Annotated in this window: 19 protein-coding genes and 1 pseudogene; 9 read left to right on the forward strand and 11 right to left on the reverse strand. The window is 62.3% G+C overall.

What is annotated here, in order from left to right:
- Window position 1 precedes the first annotated feature (1 nt).
- Window positions 2-1,186, reverse strand: a complete 1,185-nt coding sequence (gene mnmA / locus D5400_RS18920) for a tRNA 2-thiouridine(34) synthase MnmA (RefSeq protein ID WP_126011688.1) — start codon at window positions 1,184-1,186, stop codon at window positions 2-4.
- Between the two features lie 254 nt (window positions 1,187-1,440).
- Here mnmA and sciP point away from each other — a divergent pair, with 254 nt between their 5' ends.
- On the forward strand, window positions 1,441-1,716 hold the full coding sequence (sciP, locus tag D5400_RS18925) for a CtrA inhibitor SciP (protein ID WP_126011690.1): 276 nt from the start codon (window positions 1,441-1,443) through the stop codon (window positions 1,714-1,716).
- A gap of 208 nt (window positions 1,717-1,924) precedes the next feature.
- Window positions 1,925-2,515: an acyl-CoA synthetase family protein gene (locus tag D5400_RS18930; protein WP_126011692.1), complete on the forward strand. Its 591-nt coding sequence runs from the start codon at window positions 1,925-1,927 to the stop codon at window positions 2,513-2,515.
- Window positions 2,516-2,614: 99 nt separating this feature from the next.
- Here the strand turns inward: D5400_RS18930 and D5400_RS18935 are convergent, their stop codons facing one another.
- Entirely contained in the window at window positions 2,615-2,971 is a 357-nt protein-coding gene (locus tag D5400_RS18935) for a flagellar export protein FliJ (RefSeq protein ID WP_126011694.1), read from the reverse strand.
- 474 nt (window positions 2,972-3,445) lie between these two features.
- On the opposite strand from D5400_RS18935, the gene ctrA reads away from it, so the two are divergent.
- Window positions 3,446-4,147, forward strand: a complete 702-nt coding sequence (gene ctrA / locus D5400_RS18940) for a response regulator transcription factor CtrA (protein ID WP_126011696.1) — start codon at window positions 3,446-3,448, stop codon at window positions 4,145-4,147.
- Between the two features lie 66 nt (window positions 4,148-4,213).
- Here ctrA and D5400_RS18945 read toward each other — a convergent pair whose 3' ends face one another.
- Complete coding sequence (locus D5400_RS18945; RefSeq protein WP_126011698.1) at window positions 4,214-4,579, reverse strand: response regulator; 366 nt, start codon at window positions 4,577-4,579, stop codon at window positions 4,214-4,216.
- Between the two features lie 143 nt (window positions 4,580-4,722).
- Window positions 4,723-5,364, reverse strand: a complete 642-nt coding sequence (gene chpT / locus D5400_RS18950; RefSeq protein WP_126011700.1) for a histidine phosphotransferase ChpT — start codon at window positions 5,362-5,364, stop codon at window positions 4,723-4,725.
- Window positions 5,365-5,605: 241 nt separating this feature from the next.
- On the opposite strand from chpT, the gene D5400_RS18955 reads away from it, so the two are divergent.
- Both D5400_RS18955 and D5400_RS18960 read left to right on the forward strand, forming a co-directional pair.
- A complete protein-coding gene (locus D5400_RS18955) occupies window positions 5,606-6,148 on the forward strand; it encodes a DUF1134 domain-containing protein (RefSeq protein WP_245451581.1) in 543 nt (180 codons plus the stop codon).
- Window positions 6,149-6,399: 251 nt separating this feature from the next.
- Complete coding sequence (locus D5400_RS18960) at window positions 6,400-7,596, forward strand: coiled-coil domain-containing protein (protein ID WP_126011702.1); 1,197 nt, start codon at window positions 6,400-6,402, stop codon at window positions 7,594-7,596.
- 23 nt (window positions 7,597-7,619) lie between these two features.
- On the opposite strand, the gene D5400_RS18965 is transcribed toward D5400_RS18960, so the two are convergent.
- Both D5400_RS18965 and D5400_RS18970 read right to left on the reverse strand, forming a co-directional pair.
- Complete coding sequence (locus D5400_RS18965) at window positions 7,620-8,462, reverse strand: TrmH family RNA methyltransferase (RefSeq protein ID WP_126011704.1); 843 nt, start codon at window positions 8,460-8,462, stop codon at window positions 7,620-7,622.
- Window positions 8,459-8,851 carry a hypothetical protein gene (locus D5400_RS18970; RefSeq protein WP_126011706.1) on the reverse strand — a complete coding sequence of 131 codons (393 nt, stop codon included), beginning with the start codon at window positions 8,849-8,851 and terminating at the stop codon, window positions 8,459-8,461. The genes D5400_RS18965 and D5400_RS18970 overlap by 4 nt, the downstream gene beginning before the upstream one ends.
- Before the next feature lie 42 nt (window positions 8,852-8,893).
- On the opposite strand from D5400_RS18970, the gene D5400_RS18975 reads away from it, so the two are divergent.
- Both D5400_RS18975 and rpoH read left to right on the forward strand, forming a co-directional pair.
- Window positions 8,894-9,931: an RluA family pseudouridine synthase gene (locus D5400_RS18975; RefSeq protein WP_126011708.1), complete on the forward strand. Its 1,038-nt coding sequence runs from the start codon at window positions 8,894-8,896 to the stop codon at window positions 9,929-9,931.
- Between the two features lie 200 nt (window positions 9,932-10,131).
- Entirely contained in the window at window positions 10,132-11,037 is a 906-nt protein-coding gene (gene rpoH / locus D5400_RS18980) for an RNA polymerase sigma factor RpoH (RefSeq protein WP_126011710.1), read from the forward strand.
- 23 nt (window positions 11,038-11,060) lie between these two features.
- On the opposite strand, the gene D5400_RS18985 is transcribed toward rpoH, so the two are convergent.
- The 4 genes from D5400_RS18985 to D5400_RS19000 form a co-directional block, all read right to left on the reverse strand.
- Complete coding sequence (locus tag D5400_RS18985; protein ID WP_126011712.1) at window positions 11,061-11,648, reverse strand: YceI family protein; 588 nt, start codon at window positions 11,646-11,648, stop codon at window positions 11,061-11,063.
- Window positions 11,649-11,681: 33 nt separating this feature from the next.
- Window positions 11,682-12,260: a cytochrome b gene (locus tag D5400_RS18990; RefSeq protein ID WP_126011714.1), complete on the reverse strand. Its 579-nt coding sequence runs from the start codon at window positions 12,258-12,260 to the stop codon at window positions 11,682-11,684.
- Window positions 12,261-12,323: 63 nt separating this feature from the next.
- Window positions 12,324-14,855, reverse strand: coding sequence for a procyclic acidic repetitive family protein (locus tag D5400_RS21410; RefSeq protein WP_205665487.1), 2,532 nt, complete (start codon window positions 14,853-14,855; stop codon window positions 12,324-12,326).
- A gap of 69 nt (window positions 14,856-14,924) precedes the next feature.
- The gene (locus D5400_RS19000; protein ID WP_126011716.1) at window positions 14,925-16,223 is read right to left on the reverse strand and encodes an adenylosuccinate synthase; all 1,299 of its coding nucleotides are present in this window, start codon (window positions 16,221-16,223) and stop codon (window positions 14,925-14,927) included.
- Between the two features lie 214 nt (window positions 16,224-16,437).
- Here D5400_RS19000 and D5400_RS19005 point away from each other — a divergent pair, with 214 nt between their 5' ends.
- Window positions 16,438-17,325, forward strand: coding sequence for a DMT family transporter (locus D5400_RS19005; RefSeq protein ID WP_126011718.1), 888 nt, complete (start codon window positions 16,438-16,440; stop codon window positions 17,323-17,325).
- 10 nt (window positions 17,326-17,335) lie between these two features.
- On the opposite strand, the gene D5400_RS19010 is transcribed toward D5400_RS19005, so the two are convergent.
- Entirely contained in the window at window positions 17,336-17,833 is a 498-nt protein-coding gene (locus D5400_RS19010; protein ID WP_126011720.1) for a GNAT family N-acetyltransferase, read from the reverse strand.
- 293 nt (window positions 17,834-18,126) lie between these two features.
- Here D5400_RS19010 and D5400_RS21940 point away from each other — a divergent pair.
- Window positions 18,127-18,474, forward strand: a pseudogene (locus tag D5400_RS21940) (cache domain-containing protein); the annotation flags it as partial.
- Window positions 18,475-18,538: the final 64 nt, after the last annotated feature.

The raw sequence follows: 18,538 nt of genomic DNA on the forward strand, positions 1-18,538 counted from the left end.
TTCAGGCGAGCGCGTGCTCGCCTGGCATCAGGGCCTTCAGCATCGCTTCGGCGGCGGGTGAGCGTTCGCTGCGCTCGATGAAGCCGCCGCCGTAAACGCGCGCGTCATTACCCGGCGCCGAGTAGAGCACGCAGGCCTGCCCTGGGGCAACGCCGGTTTCACCATCAAGCAGATCCACCACCGCGCCGCCATTTTCCAGCGTCAGCCGAGCAGGCGCCGGCGGGCGGGTGGAGCGCACCTTGGCAAAGCACTCGAGGCCTTCCGCCGGGATCTCGGCAAGCGCGCCGTCGCCGAGCCAGTTCATATCCCGCAGGATGAGGCGGCGCGTTTCGAGCGCTTCGCGCGGGCCGACCACGACGCGGCGCGAGCGGGCGTCGAGGTGAACGACGAAGAGCGGCTCCCCTGTCGCCACGCCCAAGCCCCTGCGCTGACCGATCGTGTAGTTGATGATCCCGTCATGGCTGCCGAGCACGCGCCCGTCAACGTGCACGATGTCGCCGGCAAGGGCTGCATTCGGGCGCAGCTTCGCGATCACATCCGTATATTTGCCCTGCGGCACGAAGCAGATGTCCTGGCTGTCGGGCTTGGCGGCGATTTCGAGCCCCATTTCGGCCGCGAGCGTCCGTGTTTCCTGCTTGGACAGGCCGCCCAACGGAAAGCGCAGGTAATCGACCTGCTCCTGCGTCGTCGCAAACAGGAAATAGCTCTGGTCACGCTCCGCATCGACCGGACGGTGCAACGCGCGATGTGCGCCGTTCTGGCGCGAGCGGATATAGTGCCCGGTGGCCAGCGCATCGGCACCGAGGTCGCGCGCGGTTTCCAGCAGGTCGGCGAACTTGACCGTCTGGTTGCAGGCTACGCACGGGATCGGCGTTTCCCCCGCCACGTAGCTTTCCATGAACGGATTGATCACCGCGTCGCGGAAGCGCTTCTCATAGTCGAGCACGTAATAGGGAATGCCGAGCCGATCGGCGACGCGGCGCGCATCGGCAATGTCCTGACCGGCGCAGCAGGAACCGGCGCGCTTTACCGCGGCGCCGTGATCATAGAGCTGCAAGGTAATGCCGATGACGTCGTAGCCCTCGCGCTTGAGAAGGCCGGCCACCACGGAGGAATCCACGCCACCGGACATGGCGACGACGACCCGCGTATCGGCGGGCGCCTTTGGAAGGTCGAGGCTGTTCATATCCACAATCTTTCGCGTTCAAGGGCGTTCAAGGCGCCGATCAATGCGGGCTGCCCGCAGAAGCGTTCAAGCAGCCTTCAGCGGTCCTATAGGCACAAAACTGGCCCAAAACAAGCAATGGCGGGCTGCCACGAATCACCCAGGTCGCCAATCGTTTACAATTCCTAACGAATTGTTTCGTTTCGCTTAGGTAATTTTTAAACGTCGCGGTCTAGATTTGAATTTCAGGTCACGTGTGTGTGTAGAGAGTCCGAATGACCGATATGGTACGGCCCCGCGTCAAGTATGTCATCGGCCCCGACGGGTCGCCGCTGACGGTTGCCGATCTTCCACCCGCCAATACGCGGCGGTGGGTGATACGGCGCAAGGCTGAAGTCGTCGCTGCCGTTCGCGGCGGCCTGCTCAGCCTGGAAGAAGCGTGCGAGCGCTATACCTTGACGGTGGAAGAATTCCTGTCTTGGCAAGCTTCTATCAACGATCATGGCCTTGCCGGCCTGCGCACGACCCGCATCCAGCAATACCGCCACTAAGTCCAGTCAGCCTCGTCCGCTCCTCGATCACGGCCGCCCAATCATGCGTGGCCGTGACGACCGTTCGCAGCCAAAGCGAACCGGTGCGGCATGGGGCAACGTCTCTTCCTGACATCCTGAACGAAGCCTGAACCGCACCGTTCGCGGTCGATTCAGCGTGGCTTTGCTATCTCCCGATCATCGACACGATGAAACCAAGGAGATGGACATGACTGTTTCGAAGACGCGCAACCTGATCGCCATCGGCACCGCCCTCACCCTCGGTGCGAGCATTGCCGCCGCAACGCCGGCGCTGGCCCAGAGCGGCTGGTTCACAGGCGATCGCGATCAGATCACCCGGCAGATGAACGAGGTCGCGGCGCGCTACGACCTGCAGCCGGTCGCTTACATCGAAGCCGATGATGACGAGTTCGAGGCTTATACCCAGGACGCTCAGGGCAACCGTGCCAAGATCGAACTCGACCGCTACGGCAATGTCGACGAGGTCGAGATCAAGTTCGAGCGCCGCGCCAATTTCGTCGGCAATTATGCCAGCGAAAGCGAAGTGCGCCGGTCGATCGAGGATGCGGGCTACGAGTTCGTCGCGCTGGTCGATCGCAAGAAGCGCCACTACGAGATCATGGCACGCGGCGCCAATGACGAGATGGCCGAACTGCACGTCGATTTCGGCGGGGCGATCTCGAAGGTGAAGTATGAGCCTGCCAAATTCGGATCCGAACGGGGATGGGCCCCCGAGGGGCCGCGCGAACGCGCTGAGCGCCAAGGTGAACCTGCTGCTGGCTTTGCGCGAGGCAACTGATCAAGCTCAAACCTGATCGACACGACAATGGGCGCCCCGGCTCGGGGCGCCTTTTCCCATTTTCGACCGGCGACTTCGTGTCGCCGAACGGTCTATCCGTTACCCGGCCCGGCCGAGACGCTGCCCCGCGTCGCGCTCTTCCAGCGCAGCAGCCTTGGCATAATCGGCGTCGGCTTCCTCGACGGCCAGTTCAGCGGCATCCCGCTGGACCTTCAATTCCCGCAGCGATCCGAGAAGATTGTCCGCCCGTTTGCGCGCAGCCTTGGCGAAGGTCGGATAGGCGAAATGGTTGGTGTCGGTAATGCCCGCCTTCTTCTCTTCAGCAACGATCTGCTGCTCCAATTCCGCGCACATGCGCTCCAGCTCCCCCATCATGGTGCCAATCTGGGCCAGCTGGCGGCGTTTCTCGTTCAATTGAAATGCCTTCAAACGAACAAGACTCTCACGTGATTTCATGACGCAATACTCTCCGAACACGAGGCCTCTGCGCCAATGGCGCCACCGACCGAAAGTGCGCCGGTGCGGGTATTCCCCACCGCCCCCGATGCCACATCGCCCGCCGCCGAAAGAAATCTCCGAAATCTTAACAAAAACCTGACCTCGGTAACGTTTCGTTTACGGGCATCGTTAATCATAAGGACGACCATTTAAGGCTCGGTAAATGGCGGCGGCGAATGAGCGCCAGTTCGTCATTCACGAGTCGGTAGAGTCACTTAGCGCAATTCGCTCACATGAACGGTGAGCGGTCGCGGGAATATTTCCTATTAGAATTCAGTGCTCTGATGCTGAATTTTAACAGGCAGGAAACCGGTTGCCAGACTGAATCGGAATTTGTTAACCATTCGCTGGCAATCTTGGACACAGGCAACGACTGGATCCGTTCCGTCTCGGCTTGGCCAGGGCTGCGGGGCGGCGGAAAAGGGGATAAATATGCGGGTTCTACTCATCGAGGACGACAGCGCGACAGCGCAGAGTATCGAACTGATGCTGAAGTCCGAGAGCTTCAATGTTTACACGACCGATCTCGGCGAAGAGGGCGTCGACCTCGGCAAGCTGTATGATTACGACATCATCCTGCTTGACCTGAACCTGCCCGACATGTCCGGTTACGAGGTGCTGCGCACCCTGCGTCTGTCCAAGATCAAGACGCCGATCCTGATCCTTTCCGGCATGGCCGGCATCGAAGACAAGGTTCGCGGTCTCGGCTTCGGCGCTGACGACTACATGACCAAGCCGTTCCACAAGGACGAACTGGTTGCCCGTATCCACGCGATCGTGCGTCGCTCCAAGGGTCATGCACAGTCGGTCATCACGACCGGCGACCTGATCGTCAATCTCGATGCCAAGACCGTCGAAGTTGCGACCCAGCGCGTGCACCTGACGGGCAAGGAATACCAGATGCTGGAGCTGCTTTCGCTCCGCAAGGGCACGACGCTCACCAAGGAAATGTTCCTCAACCACCTTTATGGCGGGATGGACGAGCCGGAACTGAAGATCATCGACGTCTTCATCTGCAAGCTTCGCAAGAAGCTCGCGACTGCTGCCGGCGGCAAGAACTATATCGAGACTGTCTGGGGTCGCGGCTACGTGCTGCGCGAGCCGGATGACGCGGAAATCCGCGAAATCGCCTGATTTCTCCGCCGTCTCAATACATCGAAGCCGCCTTCGGGCGGCTTTTTTGCGTCGAGGGGACGGTGTTTAAGCGACGGCCTTGCTCAGATGTCCGAAAACGGATGTCAGGATGCGGCGATCGAACGGCTTGATCAGGAAGTCGTCGGCACCGGCGCGCTTGCCCTGCATCATCGACTTGAGATCGGCTTCGACGAGGCAATAGTAGATCCGAACGGCGGCGCCGCCGGGCAGCTGACGCACTGCGCCGATGATTTCCAGCGCATCGGGCATGGTTGCATCGACGATCAGGATATGGGGCAGCTGCGCCTGGCAGTGCATCAGGGCCTGGTGACCCGTATCAGCTTCGGACACGAGAAAATCGAGGCCGGAGAGAATGCGCTTGGCGACTTTCCGGATGACGGACGAATCATCGACGATCATGAGACGCTGCATGGCACGATCCCTTTCTGTCGGCTTTGGACCTGAACCGTCCAGCCGTTCTTGATGGATCGTACCTTAGCGCGCTCTTGCGAATATTCTCTCAACGTACAGGCTTAACGGTTGCTTGCCGTAGCGGGGCGAGCAACCGACCGGGTTCAGACCGGTTCGGCGACGAACGTGACCGCTTCGCCATCGGACGAGGCGCTGATTCGCATGCCGGCCTCGTCGGCGAGGAGAACAGTGTAATAGGGCTGGATCGAATGGGCATCGACCGGCTCGTCGAGTTCGCCGGAATGGATCTCCAGGAATTTCGGCGGCACGCGGACCATGCGGCCCTTCGAGATCAGACGGAAGCGCGGGGTCGTCTCGAGATCTTCCAAATGGATGTCGATGTTGCCACCACGCGGGATCGCGCCATAGGCCACGAGGAACAGGTTCAAGAGCAGCTTGACCTTGTTCTTGGGGATGATGGCACGCGGTCCGTTCCATGTGATCGTGGTCTTTGCGTCGGCGCCGACATAGTCTTCGGTCGCCTTCTGCGCTTCGCCGGTGTCGATTGAGGCACCGACAGAACCGGACGCGCCGAAGGCCAGGCGGGCAAATTTCAGGCGAACCGATGCATTGAGCGCGCTTTGGCGAATGAGATCCATCGCCTCGACATCGGCACCGCCCTCGTCGAGAAGTTCCAGGCCATTGTTGATCGCACCCACCGGCGAGATGATATCGTGGCACACCCGGCTGCAGAGAAGCGCGGCGAGATCCGGCCCGGCAAGTGTGAGATTCGGATTTCTAGACATATCTTCTCCATGCGGCGTGGCGACGATCAGATCGGGGCGCGGCCGAAACCTAGTGCGCGAAGCTGGTGCCAAGGTGACGCGTGGCGCTCTTCCCCGTCACCCCCTTTGATCCGATTTTAGGTAAACCGTTTCTTAATCTGACGCGACGAAAATGCCGCTTCGTCCCTTTCCGGGTCCATCGAAGGAGAGTTTGATGTCGAGGATGCTTCTCGTCGCCCGCCGGGTTCTGTTCGCCATCGCGATGATCGCCGGCGCGTTCGCTTATTCCTTGCCTGCCAACGCACAGCAGCAGCAAGATTCCGGTGAATACAGCATGCAGGAGATCGTCGACGCCGGTCACGATTTCTTCGGCTCGACCTCCGGTGGTCTCGCCAAGGTCATCGAGCAGGCGTTCCAGTCCTATGGCCTGCCCAATGGCTACGTGCTTGGCGAGGAAGCCGGCGGCGCCTTCATCGGCGGCCTGACCTATGGCGAAGGCCAGCTGCACACCAAGAACGCCGGCAGTCACAATCTCTTCTGGCAGGGCCCGTCCCTCGGTCTCGATTACGGCGGCCAGGGCGCTCGCACGATGATGCTCGTCTACGACCTGCCGAGCATCAACGGTGTCTACGGCCGCTTTGCCGGCGTCGGTGGGTCGGCTTTCGTGGTTGCGGGCGTCGGCATGCAGGTGATGCGCCGCGATCAGGTTCTGCTGGTTCCGATCCGCACCGGCGTCGGTGCGCGCCTCGGGCTGAACATCGGCTACCTGAAACTGACATCGTCGCCGACCTGGAATCCGTTCTGAGGCTTGGCTGTTTACCCGACGCTTACCATTGAAAGCGTTATGGCGGGACGGAGCGAGCCCGCGTGGGGCTCGCAGCTGCGCCAGTTGGCGTTGCAATTATTGCCTTGAAAACAGTGCGGTAGCGGTAAGCCGCTTGCCGGGTTGGGGATTAACCTAAACCGACCCTCACCTTTCTCGGTGATTTCTTTTGAAACCGTTTTGCGATAGACCAGTTTCGGGTAGGGACACCCTCTTATTGGTCTGACGCAACCATGGTCGAGTTTGTATTGCTCTTTGCATTGGGCTTCTTGTCAGCCCTGCTGCTCGGCCTCGTCCTGGCGCCGGCCGTGTTCGGCCGAGTCGTGCGCTACACCGAAAAACGCGTTTACGCGACCGTCCCGATCAGCAGCCGTGAACTCAAGGCCGCCCGCGACATGGAGCGCGCCGCGTTTGCGGTCGAGAACAGCCGCGTCTCCATTTCTCTTCGTAACGAGCGCGATCGGCGCGTGGGCGAATCTAAAAGAGCGGACGAGCTGGCGAGCAAAGTGGGGGCTATGCGCGGCGAGATTTCCGAGCTCACCCAGCAGATCAACTCCTTGAGCATCGACGCTGCCGATCTTCGGTCTTCCAACCGCCAGGAGCGTGAGCGCGCGGATGCGCTGCGGCTCGCGCTATCGGAGACGGAAGAGCGGCTTTCACGCGTGGAAGAAGAGCGACGCTCGCTCAGCAGCAGCACACGGCGCCTTTCAAGCGATCTGGAGGCAATGCGCATCGATCTTGCCACCCGCGAGACCGAAGTGGAGAGCCTCCGTTCCTCGCTCGATATGGCTGTCGAAGAGCGTCGGCGTCTGCGCGACGCGACAAATGCCGCTGAAACCCGCAGCAAGGATCTGCAGTTTCGCCTTGAGCGCGAAGAAGGCCGCAGCGCTGCGCTCGAGGCTCGTCTCACCGAAAACCTCGCGAAGATCGTCGATCAGGAAAGCACGATCGAGCGGCGCACTGCCGAGATCGCGCGCCTTCGCGACCGGCTCAAGACTGCGACGGCCGATCTGCGTGCACTCGAAAAAGCCGGCCAGAAGCTCAATGAGGAAAGCCGCGTGGCGCTGAACGGCACCGAACAATCAAAGGGCCTGCCGATGGAGATCAACGGACAGTCGAACGACGCTTCCAGCGAAGACAGCGCGCAGGCCTCCAAGATCGCCATCAGCCAGCGCGTCGAACGCCTGCGTGCACGCCACACGGCTCTCGTCGACCGGCTCGTCGCTGCGAACGATAGCGACGGCGACCAGGAACTGAGAAGCGAGATCAAGGAAATCGCGGCCAGCATGATCAGCCTGACGGCTGCCCGTGAAGGCGCGTCCTCTCCGATCTATGCGATCCTTGGCAATGTGGAAGCCGAACAGGGCGGGAATTTCGACGCTGCACGCCAGAGCCTTGCGACCCGGGCTGCGGCCCAGCTTCACGAATAATCCTCGAACGGCTTCCCGGTCGGCTAACCCAGCCGTCCCATCTTCAAAGCGAGATCGTGGAGCGCCAGCGCGGCTGCCGTCGCCAGATTGAGGCTGTCGACGCCCGGCGCCTGGCGAATGCGAACGCTCGACGTGCGACTTAGGAGCGCAGCCGGCAACCCCTCACCCTCGGTGCCGACGACGATCGCCATGCGCCTGGTTGACGCGACGGCCTCGATCGTCGTTTCCCCACGAGGAGACAGGGTGAGAATCGCGAAATTCTCCGCTGCCAGTTTTCCCAGCAAGGCCTCAGGCGTTTGCTCGCGCGCAAAAGGCACACGCAGCGCATGTCCGACCGATACGCGGATCGCCTTGCGGTAAAGCGGGTCGCAGCTTTGCCCATCCAGGAGCAGCGCGTCGGCGCCGAAGGCGGCAGCGTTGCGAAACAGTGCACCCATATTGTCGTGGTTCGAGATGCCGACCGCGACCAGCACCAACGCGCTTTCCGGCATTGCGGACAGGAGAGACGCGCCTGTGACCGGGTCAGGTACGCGTCCAAGTGCCAGGACGCCACGATGCATGGGAAATCCCGTTATTTCATCCATCACGGGGCGCGGAACGACCATCAGCGGCACGTCGTCTGGAAATCGGTCGAGCAGGCTCGCGATACCGGCGAGCCGGTTTTCAAGAACGAGCAGCATTTCAGCCGATGGCCGTCCGGGCTTGCCGTGGACATCCGCCAGCACGTTGAGCACCACGGTGCCTTCCGCCACGAAGCGCTGCTCGCGCCCGACCAAATCCCGTTCGCGGATATTGCGAAACGGCGCGACACGGGGGTCGTCGGCGTCCTCGATGCGGATCAGACGCCGGCCGATCGACGCGTTCATTGACCGATCGAGATCTCTGCCACGATGCGATCCTCGACGATGTCGAAGACATAGGCCATCGATGCGCCTTCCCCGCTCGTGCCGAAGAAGAGAATGCGGCTTCCGTCGAGCGAAACCGTGGAAACCGTGAAGCCATCCGGCAAGGTTGCTTCCGCTGTCGCGACCGCACCTTCGGCAGGGAAGATCGTGTCTCCGGACGACGGCATCGCCACCTCCGCCTCGTCCGTTTCGGAAATCCGATAGACAATGGCGACCAGCACGGCCATAACGCCGATGAACATGATGCCGATGGATACGGCAAGGAGGCGCACCATCTTGCGCCGAACCTTTTCAACCTCCGGATCGAGCGGCTGTTCTTCAAGCTCCGGCGGCGTTTCCATCTTCGACATCGTCAACCCTTCACGCGGCCAAGCCGCCTTTCAATCAGTGTCATGGCCGAACCCTTTAACGAAGCGACATCCGATAAGAAAGTGCTGACGGCGGGCGAAGAGGCCAGCGGACGGCTGGATGTCTGGCTTGCCGCCGAGTTCGGCGACGACCTTTCTCGCAGCCGCCTAAAGGCGCTGATCAAGGAAGGCGCGGTGACGCTGAACGGCCAGCCTGCCACCGATCCGCACAAGAAGATCAGACCCGGCGACACCGTCGTGGTCGACATCCCGCCGGCGGAAGATCCCGAGCCGCAGGGCGAAGCGATCCCGCTCGACATCCTCTACGAAGACGACGATCTCATCGTCATCATGAAGCCGGCGGGCCTCGTCGTTCATCCGGCGGCCGGCAACTGGACGGGCACTCTGGTCAATGCGCTGATCCATCACTGCGGCGACAGTCTTTCCGGCATTGGTGGCGTTCGCCGGCCAGGCATCGTGCATCGGCTGGACAAGGACACGACCGGCGTGATGGTGGTCGCCAAGAACGACGCCGCCCACAAGGGTCTCGCCGCACAGTTTGCAGACCACGGCCGCACGGGCAGCCTCGAGCGCGCCTATGTGGCGCTCGTCTGGGGTCAGCCGGACCGGATGGCGGGCACGATCGACGCGCCGCTCGGACGCAGCAATGACCGCGTGCGCCGCGCCGTGCGCAAGGATCTGAGCGGCGACGCCCAGGAAGCGATCACGCATTTCCGCGTCACCGATCGCTTCGGCGCCGCCAATGACGCCACCGCTCTGGCGAGCCTCGTCGAATGCCGCTTGGAAACTGGTCGCACACACCAGATTCGCGTGCACATGACCCATATCGGCCATCCGCTGATCGGTGACCAGGATTATGGCGCTGCGATGCGGACGAAGTCGAACCGGCTGCCAACAGATCTCAAGGTTAAGGTCGACAGCTTTCCCCGCCAGGCGCTCCACGCCTTCCTTCTGGCGTTCGAACATCCCGTGACGGGTGAGGACTTGCGGTTCGAAGCGCCCGTGCCCGCCGATCTCGCCGGGTTGATCGACGCGTTTCGGCAAATTCCGCGAGCCAGCTGAAACAAAGCACGCGATCGGCGGTTACCGTCACGACCATTGACGGAGCGTTCACGCATTTGCGTTTGCGGTAACACCGCTTGATCCGCGTTTCGGCCGTATTTATCTCTAAACTCAAAGCGTGTCGGTCGACAGACGACATGACATAATTGGCCTGCCCAAGCGTATGTGGGGGCCAAAAAACATTTGGAAAGGGTGCTCATATGGCCCGCAATACATTGCCATCCATTTCTTCCGGTGAAGGCGGCCTCAACCGCTACCTCGAAGAAATCCGCAAGTTCCCGATGCTGCAGCCGCAGGAAGAATACATGCTCGGCAAGCGCTATCAGGAGCATGGCGACCGCGAAGCTGCCCACCGATTGGTGACCAGCCACCTTCGTCTAGTGGCGAAGATCGCGATGGGCTACCGCGGTTATGGCCTGCCGATCGGCGAAGTCGTTTCCGAGGGCAATGTCGGCCTCATGCAGGCCGTCAAGAAGTTCGATCCGGAGCGTGGGTTCCGCCTGGCGACTTACGCCATGTGGTGGATCAAGGCGTCCATTCAGGAGTATATTCTGCGTTCGTGGTCGCTCGTGAAAATGGGCACGACCGCCAACCAGAAGCGGCTTTTCTTCAACCTGCGCAAGCTTAAGGGCAAGATGCAGGCACTGGAGGAAGGCGATCTGCGGCCTGACCAAGTTTCCCACATTGCGACGACGCTCAACGTCTCCGAGGACGAGGTCGTCTCGATGAACCGCCGTCTTTCGGGCGATGCGTCGCTCAACGCGCCGATCCGCGCAACAGAAGGCGAATCCGGTCAGTGGCAGGATTGGCTCGTTGACGACAGCGAAAGCCAGGAAGACATGCTGATCGAGCAGGACGAGCTCGACGATCGCCGCTCCATGCTCGCCGGCGCGCTCAACGTGCTGAACGAGCGCGAGCGTCGTATTTTCGAGGCCCGCCGGCTTTCGGAGAACCCGATCACGCTGGAAGACCTTTCCGGCGAGTTCGACATCAGCCGCGAACGCGTGCGCCAGATCGAAGTCCGTGCTTTCGAGAAGGTGCAGGAGGCGGTGAAGAAGACCGCCGCCGAGCGCGCCAAGGCTCTCCGCGTCGTCGAAGACGCTTAAACACCCACTAAGCGATGCGCCGCTCAGCGGCGCATCGTCTCCAGTTGCATGTCGAAGCGGACGACGTTCGAATAGATCGGCGTGCCGACTTCCATGCCGAAAGGCGACCGCATGATGTCGCCCGTTACCCGAAACTGCAGCGACCCCGGCCCCTCGCCTGTGAGCGCCACGTCGAAATCGGCTTCGGCGCTCTTGCCGCGTGCCGTGACGATGCCGTGGACGACCGCCGTATCTGGCCCGGTCAGCCTGACGTCGATCGATCGGAAACTCACGACGTCATAATTTGCGGTATCGAACACCGCAGCCGAGCGCAGAAAGTCATCGATACGCTGCTGGCCGGTCGACACACTTTCCGGATAGAGATCGAAGATCACGACCGAGCGGGATGGATCGGCGGCATTCAGTTGCAACGTTCCGGTGAATGTCGCGAACTCGCCGGCAATGCCGCCGCCGCCAACCTGGCCGACCGAGAACCGGATCTGCGAATTGTCGGCCACCCGGTAGCTGCCCGCTGCCTCTTCCAAAGTGATCGCGAATGACGGTGAGACGGCGGTAGGGCCGTATAGCGTCGCACCGGCGACAGCCATTGCTCCGATTACCCACGCACGCATGGCAGCATCCTCCAGAGCTCAATCCCGTTCGTTCTACCGGTCGTTTCCGGCAGATTGGCGGCACCGCGGCAGCATTCGCGCCATCGTGCCATCCCGCCACCGGAAATGATGCATGAGGGCGGCAGCGATGTGGATGGCGACGACGATCGCCGTGCCATAGGCGAGCCAGCGATGCACGGCGATCGCCCGCCTTTCCGCATCGTCGCCGGGAACGAGTGGCAGATGCGGCACGACGAAAAGGTTGAAGGCGAAGGTCGGGACGGCCAGCGGCGAAACCGACACGATGATCCATCCTGCAAACGCGATGAGGATCGGGGCAAAGAGCAGGGAGCGATGCACCACGTGTGCCGCCAGCACCGAACCGCGAACATTCAGGTTCACTGGCCTTGTTTCAACCAGCACCCAAACCAGTCGTAGCGCGCTCAAGAGAAGAAGCAGAAGGCCGAAGCTCTTGTGCCACTGATAGGCCCAGAACGTCGCGACAGCCGTTTCCGGCAAAATTCGCGTCATGACAACGCCGAGCAGGATCTGCGCCAGGAAAACGAGTGCGATCAGCCAGTGAAGGCCGATCGACACGCTGCCGTAACCCGCTCGGTCGTTCCGCAACCGCATGACGCACAGCCTTCAAGCACTGAAGCTCGTTCAGCGACCGGCCATGTCCAGGCGGTACCGGTCTTAGCCGGCGGAGCTGCCGGACCGGCGCTGCCAGATCTGGATGGCGCGATTGAAGACGTCGGCGCCGGCCGTGCCCTTGTCGAGCGTCAGCAAAGCACGGCGGCCATTGCCGTAGACAACCGGAATGTCGATCCACTCGCGCTCGCGCATGAGCTGCAGATTGGTCGCGACGGCCTCAGCATAGTCGTTCAGCGCCACCATGAAGAAGTCGTCGGTGATGCGTGCCGGAACGGCGATCAGTTCGTTGCCACGGTCCTGCTCAGACTCCTTGAAAGCAACGCGCTGGACCGACTCGATGCCACCGCCTTCGAAGGTGGCGGGCAGCGAGAAGACGAGTTCGATCAGGTGGCTCGCCGGCAGCGAAGGGTCCGCGTTGCGGCGAATGGTGATGAGCGCGGTCAGCTCTTTTTCGGGAACCGAAATCTCGCCGCGTATGGCTTCTTCCGGCTGTGCGTCACCGCCAGGTGATTCCGTCACGATGCTCCAGACGACGTTGCCCTCGAGTGCCGTCGGTCCGCGTTGGCCGATGCGCTCCTCGTAAAGAAACATGGACTGGCCGACGCTTGGTTGACCGTCGTTTTGCTGAGCCACTTCCTCTGCATCGCTTGGCTGCGTGGCGGCATCGGCAGCGGCATCGCTCTGGGCGACCTCCTCGGGTGAAATCTCGTCGGCAAGCGACTCCAGATTTTCCGGCGTGCTCGCTTCGGTCTGCAGCGCGACAGAGCGGCCTTCCGGCGTTTCCTCAGGCTCTCCGCCAGGGCCTTCCTGCCGCTCGCTGCCATCGGTCATCAGCCGCTGCGTGAACTTCTCCACGCCTACCGCCTGTGCCGGCTCTTCCTGGACTGGAGCAGGCGCGGTCGCGACTTCTTCCTCGGCGGGCGCCACTTCGGTCTCGGGATCGGTGGCGATTTCCGGCTCTGCGGGGGTCTCGGTCGTCTGGGTATCGCCGCCGTCGAAGAGCGCAACGAGAGCGTCGCGCTGAGTATATCCGGCAAAGGCCAGGCCCGCGACGATTAGAAGCGCGACCACGGCGATAATCAGTGGTCGCTTGCTGCCGCTTTTCGGAACGGCGCGATGGGCACGGCGCGGCTGGACGGGCGGCGTCGTCGGCGACGTCCGCTCCTCGCCTGCCGCGACGGTCAATTCCTCATCCAGCCTGGCAGCAGGCCGCAGCTCGGGCTTCGCGCCCGTTCGCGTCGGCTCACCGAGAGGCTCCTCGCCTTCGGCGCGCGCCTGCGCTTCCCATTCGGTCGCAAACAGGTCTTCGGCGGGCTGCTCGGTGTTGCGCGATGCGTTGTCCGGCCGGCCTGCCTCCGCTTCAAGCCACTGGTTCAGCACATCGTCCTGTGACTGGGCAGGCGTCCAGGCTGCGGCTGCCGCTGCGGCCACAACAGGAATGGCAGGAGCCGGGGATTCCGATTTTTCGTCTTCGATGGGTTCGTCAAGCCCCGTCTCGAAAACCGGCTCGGCAGGCGGCGGCGCAGCGATTTCGTCCGTCGACGCGGCTGTCACCTCGTCCACAGGCTCGATGGCGACGGGCTCGACGTGTTCCGGGATCGGCGGGGTCGCGTCGATCGGTTCAGGTGCAGCTTCGACGGCGACCTGCTCGACCGGTTGTTCCTCGTCCTTGCGCGCCGTGGGGAAACCGGACTGATAACGGCTCGGCCGGAAGCCACCTTCGTTCACCGGCTTCTCGGCAACCGGCTCGAACCCACGCGGCGGCATCGGAAATGTCGGCGCGCGCCCTATCGCGTAGCTGCCGAAGGGAACCGGCGTGGGCTGAACGGCTTTCGCCGTCTTCTCGCTCTCGACTGGAACCTGAGGAGCGGGCTGTGCAGGCTCTTCCGGAGCCGCATCGACTGGTGCGGCTGGCGCCTCGGAAACCGGTGTGTGCCATTTCTCCTCAGCCACCACGGCCGGCTCGTGCACCGGCTCCGGCTGATGCTCCTGCTCGACGACAACTGGTTCGGGTTCGACGGCAGCCACCGGCTCAGGCTCAGGCTCAGGCTCAGGCTCAGGCTCGGGCTCAGGCTCGGGCTCGGGCTCGGGCTCGGGCTCAGGCTCAGGCTCAGGCTCAGGCTCAGGCTCAGGCTCGGGCTCGGGCTCGGGCTCGGGCTCGGGCTCGGGCTCGGGCTCGGGCTCGGGCTCGGGCTCGGGCTCGGGCTCGGGCTCGGGCTCGGGCTCGGGCTCGGGCTCGGGCTCGGGCTCGGGCTCGGGCTCGGGCTCGGGAACCTCTTCCACTGCTGGCCCCGCCGCAAGCGGTTCCTGCGGCGCGTTCCAGTCCTCGTCGGTGAAGACCAGGTCTTCCTCGTTCAGGACCGGCTCGGCGTAGTCGGCTTCCACCTTTGCGACGGCATCTTCGAGCTTTGCAAGCTGGCTTTCAATCGCCTGATCGGAAGGCCGCGGCGACATGTTTTCGAGCTGCCGCCGAACAGCGGTTCTTGCCTTGTCATAGACACGCGCGCGCATGTCCGGCGACTTTTCCGCCAGACCGTCAACGGCACGTTTGATGACTGCTACGAAGTCCGCCATTCGGAAGCTCTGTCTTTCTTGTCGGCCGCCGGTAAATCCGTGCGACGCACTGCGTCCCTGGTCCGCAAACTAGTCTTCAAACGGATCGGTCACAAGTATCGTGTCATCGCGTTCCGGGCTGGTGGAAAGAAGAGCGACAGGTGCACCGATAAGTTCTTCGATGTGCCGCACGTATTTCACTGCCTGCGCAGGAAGATCGCTCCAGCGCCGTGCGCCGACCGTCGATTCTTTCCAGCCTTCGAGCGTCTCGTAGATCGGCTTGACCCGAGCCTGAAGGCCTTGGCTGGCCGGCAGGTAATCATAGGTTTCACCATCAAGCTCGTAGCCGACGCAGATCTTCAGTTCATCGAGACCATCGAGAACGTCGAGCTTGGTGAGCGCGATGCCGGAGATGCCGTTGGTCGCAACGGACTGGCGCACGAGCACGGCATCAAACCAGCCGCAGCGGCGCTTGCGCCCCGTGACGGTGCCGAACTCATGGCCGCGTTCGCCGAGAAAGTTGCCGATCTCGTTTTGCTGTTCGGTCGGGAACGGGCCCTCACCGACACGGGTCGTGTAGGCCTTGGTGATGCCGAGCACATAGCCGACGGATCCCGGCCCCATGCCCGATCCGGCAGCAGCCTGGCCGGCCACCGTGTTGGACGAGGTGACGAACGGATAGGTGCCGTGGTCGATGTCGAGCAGCGTTCCCTGCGCGCCTTCGAAAAGGATACGCGCGCCGCGGCGGCGCTCACGGTCGAGAAGCCGCCACACGGCTTCGCTATAGGGAAGCAAGCGCTCGGCGACAGTCTTCAGTTCGTCCAGGATGACATCCTGGCTCACTTCCGGCTGACCGAGGCCACGGCGCAGCGCATTGTGGTGCGTCAGCAGACGATCGACCTTGCCGGGCAGGCTTTCAAGATCTGCCAGATCCAGCACGCGGATTGCGCGACGGCCAACCTTGTCTTCATAGGCCGGGCCAATGCCGCGGCGCGTCGTGCCGATCTTGGTACCAGTGTCGTTGGCCGCGTCCTCGCGCAGACCATCCAGTTCGCGGTGCAGCGACAGGATGAGCGTCGCGTTCTCGGCGATGCGCAGGTTCTCAGGCGTAATCGTCAGGCCCTGGCCGGCCAGTTTGTCCATCTCGCTCAGCAAAGCGTGTGGATCGATGACGACGCCGTTGCCGATGACGGCAAGCTTGCCCTGGCGCACGACGCCGGAGGGCAGAAGCGACAGCTTGTAGACCTTTCCGTCGATGACGAGCGTATGGCCGGCATTGTGCCCGCCCTGAAACCGCACGACGATATCAGCTCTCTCGGAGAGCCAGTCCACGATCTTGCCCTTGCCCTCGTCGCCCCATTGCGAGCCGACCACAACCACATTCGCCATCGGAACCCTTTCAGCGGTACTGGCGGCCGAGAATCCTCGCCGCAGCCAAATCGCCGCATCTATAGTCACTCGGATACGGGAAAGCGACCCCATGCGGCAGGCTCTCCCGGATTGCAACTGTGTTGGACATCTGCCCTTCCCTCAGGGGCACTGAAGCGTCTAGAAGACGCCCACACAGTGCGGTTCCGAAGACCGCGTCCAAGGACAGCCACCCGTGCAGCGTCGCGCTTATATCCTTTTGACATTGACCGCATTGATCTGGGGCGCAAATGCCGTTGCCGGCAAGCTCGCGGTCGGCCATGTGAGCCCGCTGCTCCTCACGCTTTTCAGATGGCTGTTTGCGCTTCTGGCGGTTCTGCCCTTCGCCTGGCCGCACATCAGGCGCGATCTGCCCGTCATCCGCGAGAACCTGACCTATCTGATGCTGCTTGGCGGCGCAGGCTTCACGGGCTTCAATGCAACGCTCTATCTCGCGCTCAATTACACCAGCACCATCAACGCGGTGATCGAGCAGGCCGGCATGCCGCTCATCATCTTCGCCGCAAACTTCATCCTGCTGCGCATCGCGGTCAGCAGCCTGCAGATCATCGGCTTTGCCTTGACGCTGGTCGGTGTCGCCGTGACCGTGTCGGGCGGCGATTTCAACGCGCTTCTCGCCTTGCAGCTCAACCGGGGCGACGCGTTGATGCTGGTCGCCATCGTCTTCTACGGTGGCTACACGGTTGCGCTTCGCTGGAAGCCGCCGATCCACTGGCTGAGCCTGATGGCGGTTCTCTGCCTCGGAGCAGCGCTCGGTGCGCTGCCGCTCGCCATCGCGGAAGCGGCAACCGACAGCATGATCACGCCGGATGCGACCGGCTGGGCAATCATTCTGTTCACGGCGATCCTGCCCTCACTCGTGGCGCAGGCGCTCTATATCCGCGGAAACGAGATCATCGGCGCCAACCGCGCCGGCCTGTTCGTCAATCTGGTGCCGATCTTCGGAACGGTGCTCGCGGTCGCCGTCGTCGGTGAACAGCTTTATCCGTTCCACCTGGTCGGGCTGGGGCTCGTTCTCGGCGGCATCGCGATCGCCGAAAAGGGCAAGCCCAAAGTCGCGTAAGGCCTGACGATCAGGCTCGGCGCTCCATGTAGATCGCGTCGTCGCCATAGCTTGCGATGCCGTCGGGTCCCGCTTGCGGCTCCAACGGCTCAAAGCCCTGGGCGCGCCAGAAACCGCCTGCGCCATTGACCGCCACCAGCGCCACGTCGTCCAGGCCTGCTGCCCGCGCCGCTTCTGCCGCAAGCTGCACGGCTTCGCGTGCCGCGCCAAAGCCGCGTGCCTCTTCCAGCAGACTGAGATCATGGAGGTACCAGCAATCCGGACGTTCCGGCAGCGTGCCGATCGTCTGGTTTAGCGCCGGCGGGCGGCCCTTCATCCATGGGTGCCCGACCAGATAACCGACGATCACTCCATCCATTTCCATCACAAAGCAGCCACCCGGCGCCAGCGCGAGAAGCTCGTGGAAAATCGCTGGTTCCTCCGGATATCCCGCAAGCGCGATGGACGAAATTTCGGCGATGTGCGGGACGTCATCGGGCACGGCGCGGCGCCACTGATAGTTGGGCATTTTTGGATAGTCCTGTGCAAAGCTTCACTGGTCGGGTCGATTACAAGCGTTCTTATATGTCCACGAGTAAGACCGCCAATTTGTAGATGGTGCGATAAGCGTTGATTAACCGGAATCCATAAGATTGCGGTCTCTACCATCAAGGGGTCGGGATCGTGAAATCATTGAAAATTGGGGCACGCATCTATCTGCTGGCGTGCCTGGCACTCGTCATCATGGCGGCGGCTGTCGCCTATCAAACCTATGTAGGCTTTAATTCCACCGTCGAGGAGCGCAAGGCAAAACTTGCGCAGATGAACGACGCCGCCATCACCATCATCCAGAATTTTCACGCTGCCGAACAGTCCGGCGCGATGAGCCAGGAAGAAGCGCAAGCGGGGGCTCTGCGCGCTGTCATGGCCGTGCGTTACGGTGCCGACGGCTATTTCTGGGTCAACGACATGAACCACATCATGGTCGCACACCCAATCAACGAGAAACTCGTGGGTCAGGATGTCAGCGGCATGCAGGACCCGACGGGAAAGTATTTCTTCCAGGAGTTCGTGGACGTCGTTCAGGCCAATGGCTCGGGCTTCGTCGAATATTACTGGCCAAAGCCTGGGTTCGAGGAAGCGGTTGAGAAATACTCCCATGTCGCCGGCTTCGCGCCTTGGGGTTGGGTTGTTGGAAACGGCGTCTATGCGGACGACCTGCAGGCGCTTCTCG

The sequence above is a fragment of the Georhizobium profundi genome (genome assembly GCF_003952725.1).
GTDB classification, from domain to species: Bacteria; Pseudomonadota; Alphaproteobacteria; order Rhizobiales; family Rhizobiaceae; genus Georhizobium; species Georhizobium profundi.